This is a genomic window from Rhodosalinus sp., assembly GCF_041685465.1.
Taxonomy (GTDB): Bacteria; Pseudomonadota; Alphaproteobacteria; order Rhodobacterales; family Rhodobacteraceae; genus Rhodosalinus.
In genome coordinates this window covers 1-6,383 of sequence record NZ_JAWLFS010000177.1, presented here as the reverse complement: position 1 = coordinate 6,383, position 6,383 = coordinate 1, and the positions used below count along the sequence as shown (strand labels likewise).

General features: G+C 70.3%; 6 protein-coding genes. 2 read left to right on the top strand and 4 right to left on the bottom strand.

The window, feature by feature from the left end; all coding sequences use genetic code 11:
- Window positions 1-209 precede the first annotated feature (209 nt).
- A complete protein-coding gene (locus tag ACESL7_RS11595) occupies window positions 210-1,022 on the top strand; it encodes a heme-dependent oxidative N-demethylase family protein (protein WP_372893482.1) in 813 nt (270 codons plus the stop codon).
- On the opposite strand, the gene ACESL7_RS11590 is transcribed toward ACESL7_RS11595, so the two are convergent.
- From ACESL7_RS11590 to ACESL7_RS11575, 4 genes are all read right to left on the bottom strand, one after another.
- The gene (locus tag ACESL7_RS11590; RefSeq protein ID WP_372893481.1) at window positions 987-1,886 is read right to left on the bottom strand and encodes a hypothetical protein; all 900 of its coding nucleotides are present in this window, start codon (window positions 1,884-1,886) and stop codon (window positions 987-989) included. The genes ACESL7_RS11595 and ACESL7_RS11590 overlap by 36 nt on opposite strands.
- Before the next feature lie 424 nt (window positions 1,887-2,310).
- Window positions 2,311-3,063, bottom strand: coding sequence for a hypothetical protein (locus ACESL7_RS11585; RefSeq protein ID WP_372893480.1), 753 nt, complete (start codon window positions 3,061-3,063; stop codon window positions 2,311-2,313).
- Between the two features lie 170 nt (window positions 3,064-3,233).
- The gene (gene glnA / locus ACESL7_RS11580) at window positions 3,234-4,640 is read right to left on the bottom strand and encodes a type I glutamate--ammonia ligase (RefSeq protein ID WP_372893479.1); all 1,407 of its coding nucleotides are present in this window, start codon (window positions 4,638-4,640) and stop codon (window positions 3,234-3,236) included.
- A 41-nt stretch (window positions 4,641-4,681) separates the two neighbouring features.
- Window positions 4,682-5,020 carry a P-II family nitrogen regulator gene (locus ACESL7_RS11575; protein ID WP_372893478.1) on the bottom strand — a complete coding sequence of 113 codons (339 nt, stop codon included), beginning with the start codon at window positions 5,018-5,020 and terminating at the stop codon, window positions 4,682-4,684.
- 225 nt (window positions 5,021-5,245) lie between these two features.
- On the opposite strand from ACESL7_RS11575, the gene ACESL7_RS11570 reads away from it, so the two are divergent.
- Window positions 5,246-6,383: NAD(P)H-hydrate epimerase (locus ACESL7_RS11570; RefSeq protein ID WP_372893477.1), on the top strand; the 1,138-nt coding region annotated here is incomplete at its 3' end.

Here is a 6,383-nt window from a genome sequence, read left to right as displayed (position 1 = left end):
TGTCGGCGCCGCGCGCCGGGCGCAAGCCGGCTCACGCCGGTCTCGCGGGCAGGTGACGGGACGCGGGGCCGCCGCGCGGGCGGATCTTGCAGAGGGCGCAGAGATCGGTGTTGATGGCCGGGTGGGCTGTCCCGTCCCGCGCCCGTGACACCGCATGCGGGCGGCGGCACCGCGGGAGAGCCGGTTTTCCCGATGCGGACGGGGGCGCGATGGCACGGCAGGCGCAGGGAGCGACGGGGCAGGGCGATGAACCGGCGCGCGACGGTCCGATCCTTCAGCGCGCGCTCCCCTTCGACACGACCGCGGCGCGCCTGCCGGGCACCGCGCCGCTCGACCCGGCCGAATGGCTTCTGGTGGACGAGGCCTTCGCCGCGCAGATGGCGCTCCGCGACCGGCTGATCGCCGCGCGGCGCGACGCGGTGATCCGGCTGGACCCGGCGGCGCGGCCAGCGGCGGAGGAACTGCTGGACATGGTCTTGACGCATCTCGACGGCCGCCCGGGCTACCGGCGGGACAAGGGCCATGTCCTGCGCCCCGACGGCGTGTCTGTCCCCCTCGACCGGGGCGATCCGATGGCCACGCTCGGCCGGCTCGCGCAGGAGGATTTCTGCCTGATGGAAAAGCGCGGCACCGAGCATGTGCTCACTTCCGCGGTGCTGTGCTTCCCGGCGAGCTGGACGCTTTCGGAGAAGTTCCTGCGCCCGCTCGTGCGGATCCATGCGCCGGTCGAGGAGTATGACGCGCCGCTCGCGCGGCGGGTGCAGCGGCTGTTCGACGGGGTGCAGCCGGGTCGGCCGCTCTGGCGGCACAACCTCCTGCCCTACGACGATCCGGCCCTCTTCCAGCCGCGGCGCGAGAGCGATGCGCGCCCGGTGGCCTCCGCCGGGGCGGGCTATCTGCGTGCCGAGCGACAATGCGTCGTGCGGCTGCCCGCGACGCGGGCGGTCGCCTTCACGATCCACACCTGCGTGCTGGCGCGCAGCGCCTCAGAGGAGGCCGGCAAGACTGGGCATCATGCCTGACGCGCCGAGCGCGAGGAAGGTCCCCGTCAGGGCGAGCGCATGGGCGCTCAGCCTGAAATCCTCCCCCCGCATGAGGTTGTAGACGGCGAGTGAGGCGCCGACCGGCGGCGCGAGAATCGCCACGGAGGCATTGACGGTCCAGGTGGCGAGCCGCGCCTCGATGGGCATGGGCTCACCCGCTCGCGTTGCCTTCAGCGCGGTGTCGCAGAGCTCGCCGCCGGGGCGTGTCCGCTGCCAGGCCCGGTCGAGTTCGGGCGCGACGAGGTCGATGTCCGGGAAGACATCGATGCCCGTCCTCGCCCCCGCGACATGCGCCTCTTCCCTGCGCGAGGCGCATCCGCGACGCGCGTCCGCTGGACCGTTTTCCGTCGCACCGGTCTCGGGCAGGTGACTCTGCGCGAGACGGAATTCCGAGCGGAAGCGCGCCCCCGTCATCAACCCCGCGTGGCCGGGCAGCCGCACGAAATCCGCGTCGGTCCGCGCGACAAGCAGATCGACCACCTGAGCGAGCACGGCCGACAGGCGGGGTTCGTCCGCCGCCGGGGTCAGCGCGAAGATCTGGATGGAGACGAGCGCCGCCGGAGCCGCGAGATCGGGATAAGCCTCCGCGAAGACCTCGAGGCCGGGGGCGACTTCGTCGGCTGGCACCGTGCCGCCCCGCTCGGCGGGCGCGAAGACGTCGAAACGGGTGCAGACCGTGGTTCCGTGCACCGCCTGCAGATCGTCCGAGGCGCCGATGCCTTGCGTCCCCTCGCCCGTCACCCGATAGGCGGCCCCGATGTCGTGGCGCATCGACGCGTTGTCGAAATGCCGGTCCCCGTTGAAGATCAGGACTGCGTGATAGATCACCCCGTCGCCGCTCATCGTCCCCTCCAATACGTCTCGCTTCTGCCGAAAGTTGTAGCTGTCAATCGGGGAGAAACTGTGTCCGGTTCCGCGAAACAGTGGGGCAATTCCGCGGTCTTCCGGCTATTGTCGCGCCTGTTCGGACAAACGTGTCCTGACACCGGTGCGGAGGCCGTCAATTGCCGCGCCCCGAGCGCCACCGGTACCGACCGAGGCCGCGAGTCGCGCCGGCGGAGTGACGCCGGGGTCTGCGGACCGGCGTCGCGCACCTCGCCAGGAGAACACGCCCGGGTTGCGGGCGGGCGGGTGGCTGCCGGGACAGCCGTGCATGTGTCCAGGAGTGTGCCGTGTGGTCCGGACGGAACGCCGGACAGGGGGCGCCGGCTTGCCGTCCGGGGACGGCCGCCCGGCCCAGGGCCGGAGGGGCTGCATCCGCGCATGATCAGACCGGAAGCATTGCGGCGACATCGCCGAACGCGCCGACATGGTCGAGGGCGGTGAACAGCCCCAGCACCGAGCAGGCCTGCGCCGAGACACGCAGATCCGGCCCGTGGCGGAGATTGATCGCAAGAAGAACCGGTGCCAGAGGCAGCCAGATCAGCGCCGCGGCACCCGAGAGCGCCCATGCGGCAAGGCGGCGCGGCATGCTGTCCGGCGTTTCGTCGGCCTCCGCGGTGTCGCTGTTCAGCGCCTGCCTCAGGCGCAGGTCGAGCGCGCTGTCGACCCGCGCGTCGCGGGCCACCGGGCGCGGTGCGCAGCGGTGCGCGCCGCGACGCGCCGCGGGACGGGCGGGGCGGACGCCGCCTGCCGCGCGCCGGGCGAGCGCGACGAAGTCCTTGGCGTCCACGACGCTCTCCTCCGTCTGCCACTCGATCTGCTCCGGCGCGAGGCGAACCGAAAGGCGATAGACGAGATGCAGGAGCAGCGCCTCGCCCGCATGGGTGGCCTCGGTCCGGGCACGTTCGGCGACGTGCAGCACGAGACGTGCCTGTCCGTCCGCGGCGAGCCGGATCGTCGCGTCCGGCGTCCGCAGCCAGAGTGCGCCGTCGGGCAGCACGCCCGTGGCCTCCACCGTCTGCGCCGCCTCGTCGAGCCAGCCGGCAATGCGGCCCGTCAGGCCGACCGGGTCCGGCGCGGCCCGCTCCGCGAGGCGCAGCGCGGCAAAGTGGCAGGGCATCTCGATCACGGCGTTCATGTCACCCTCCTGAAACGCGTTAAGGTTGTGCCTAGCGCGGCTCTGCGGCGATATCTTGGGGCAAATGTGCCCAAAAATGGGCGCTTGTCGCTGTGATCAGGCAATCTTGAGTTGTGAAATGAAAAAGGGGCGCCCGCCGGGGCGCCCCTTCGTCCGGCCGTGAGCGTGGCTCAGCAGCTGTAGTACATCTGGAACTCGACCGGGTGCGGCGTGTGCTCGTAGTACTCGATCTCTTCCATCTTCAGCTCGACGTAACCCTCGATCTGATCCTTGGTGAAGACATCGCCCGCGAGCAGGAAGTCGTGGTCGGCCACGAGGGCGTCGATCGCCTCGCGCAGCGAGCCGCAGACCGTCGGGATACCTTCCAGCTCCTCGGGCGGCAGATCGTAGAGGTTCTTGTCCATCGCTTCGCCCGGATCGATCTTGTTCTTGATGCCGTCGAGACCGGCCATCAGAAGCGCTGCGAAGGCAAGGTAGGGGTTGGCCGACGGGTCGGGGAAGCGGGCCTCGACGCGCTTGGCCTTCGGGCTTTCGGCCCACGGGATGCGGATGCAGCCCGAGCGGTTGCGCGCCGAGTAGGCGCGCAGCACCGGCGCCTCGAAGCCCGGGATCAGGCGCTTGTAGGAGTTGGTCCCGGGATTGGTGAAGGCGTTGAGCGTCTTGGCGTGCTTGAGCAGCCCGCCGATGAACCAGAGCGCCTCCTGGCTGAGGTCGGCATACTTGTCGCCCGCGAAGAGCGGCTTGCCGTCCTTCCAGATCGACATGTTCACGTGCATGCCGGTGCCATTGTCACCCGCGATCGGCTTCGGCATGAAGGTCGCCGTCTTGCCGTAGGCCTGCGCGACGTTCTTGATGACGTACTTGTACTTCTGAAGCTCGTCCGCCTGCTTCTTGAGCGAGTTGAAGATGAGGCCGAGCTCGTGCTGGCAGGAGGCCACCTCGTGGTGGTGCTTGTCGACCGCCATGCCGATGCGCTTCATCGTGGACATCATCTCGGAACGGATGTCCTGGCCGTCGTCGAGCGGCGGCAGCGGGAAGTAGCCGCCCTTCACGCCGGGGCGGTGGCCCATGTTGCCCATCTCGTACTCGGTGTCGGTGTTCCAGGAGCCGTCCTGGGCATCGACCTCGTAGGAGACCTTGTTGATCGTCGAGGAGAAGCGCACGTCGTCGAAGAGGAAGAACTCCGCTTCCGGCCCGAAGAAGGCGGTGTCGCCGATGCCGGAGGACTTCAGGTAGGCCTCGGCCTTCTCGGCCGTGCCGCGCGGGTCGCGCTCGTAGGGCTCGCCGGTGTCGGGCTCGCGGATCGAGCAGTGCAGCGCCAGCGTCTTTTCGGCGAAGAAGGGATCGACGTAGCCGCTGTCGAGGTCGATCTCCATGTTCATGTCGGAGGCCTCGATCCCCTTCCAGCCGTTGATCGAGGAGCCATCGAACATGAAGCCTTCCTCGAGGAAATCCTCGTCCACCTCGTCGGCGACGACGGTGACGTGGTGCACCTTGCCGCGCGGATCGGAGAAACGGAGATCGACGTAGGCCACCTCCTCGTCCTTGATCGTCTTGAGAATCGATTCCTTGCTCATTCCCTGCGTCCCTTTCGCTTGCTGGGGTCTCTTCCGGGGGCTCAGAGCGCGTCCGAGCCGGATTCGCCGGTGCGGATGCGGATGGCCTGTTCGACGGCGCTGACGAAGATCTTGCCGTCGCCGATCTTCTCGGTCTTGGCGGCGGCGACGATCGCCTCGACGGCGGCGTCCACCTGCGCGTCGTCGAGCACGACCTCCACCTTCACCTTGGGGAGGAAGTCCACCACGTATTCGGCGCCGCGATAGAGCTCGGTGTGGCCCTTCTGGCGGCCGAAGCCCTTCACCTCGATCACGCTGAGACCCTGCACGCCCACCTCCTGCAGCGCCTCCTTCACCTCGTCGAGTTTGAACGGCTTGATGATCGCTTCGATCTTTTTCATGGCGGCCTCCTCGCTCCGGTCCGTCCGGGACTGACCACGCCCTCGAAGGGCGCTCAATCGAATTGCGGCGACCGCGCGCGCGCCGGGCGTTGCGCGCGCAGGCCGTGGCGCGGATTTGGGCGTATCGCATAAAATTTGTGCCGTTTGCGAAAACACGGCCCGGACTTGCCCGGACCGGCCGCCCGGCCCCATATCGCCTTTGAAACAGGCGACGCGAGGTGCGGGATGGCAGAGACCCCTGGCGAGCCGCTCGTGACGGCGGCGGAGATGCGCGCGCTGGAAGCGCGGGAGATCGACTCGGGCCGCGTGACCGGCTGGGAGCTGATGTCGCGCGCAGGCGCGGGCATCGTGCGCGCGATCCTCGACCGTTGGCCGGCGCTCGCGGCGCGCCCGCACCGCGCCGTCGTCCTCTGCGGGCCCGGCAACAATGGCGGCGACGGCTTCGTGGTCGCCCGCCTCCTTCACGGCCGGGGCTGGCACCTGCGCGTCCTGCACTGGGGCACGCGCGAAAAGATGTCCGCCGACGCGCAGGCCGCGCATGACCGCTGGAGCGCGCTCGGCCCGATCGAGCCGATGGACCCGGAGGCCATCGCGGCGGCGCGCGCCGATCTCTTCATCGACGCGATCTTCGGAACGGGGCTTTCGCGCGCGGTGCCGGACGTGGTGCACGACGCGCTCGACGCGGCGCGGCGCGCGGCCGACGCCTCCGCCGGCCGGCTCGTGGCGGTGGACATGCCGAGCTGGTTCTCGAGCGACTCCGGCGCGCATCTGGGGCAGGACAACCCGGCGCGCTTCGATCTGGTGGCCGCGGTGCGGCCGATGAAGCTCGGTCAGTTCACCGGGGACCTGCCGAACCATGTCGGCGCCGTGGCGCCGGTGGAAATCGGACTGCCCGCGCCGGACGCGGCCGTGCGGCTGACGGGACCGCCCGGCGGCCTTGCCAAGCCGGTCGGCACGGCGGCGCACAAGTACACGCACGGCCATGCCCTCGTGCTGTCGGGCGGCGCGGGACGGACCGGTGCCGCGCGCCTTGCCGCGCGGGCGGCGCTCCGCGTGGGCGCGGGCCTCGTGACGGTGGGTGCGCCGGCCGAGGCGCAGGCGGAATGCGCGGCGCAGCTCACGGCGGTGATGCTGCGCGAGATAGGTGAGGCCGCTGCGCTCGAGGTGGCGCTCGACGATCCGCGGCTGAGCGCGCTCTGCCTCGGCCCCGGTCTCGGCGTGGACGGCCGGGGCGCCGGGCTCGTGGCGGCGACGCTCGCCTCGGGGCGGCCCGCGGTGCTCGATGCCGACGCGCTCACGCTGCTTGCCGATCGGGCGCCGGGGCTTTTCGAACGGCTGCACGCGGACTGCCTGCTGACACCGC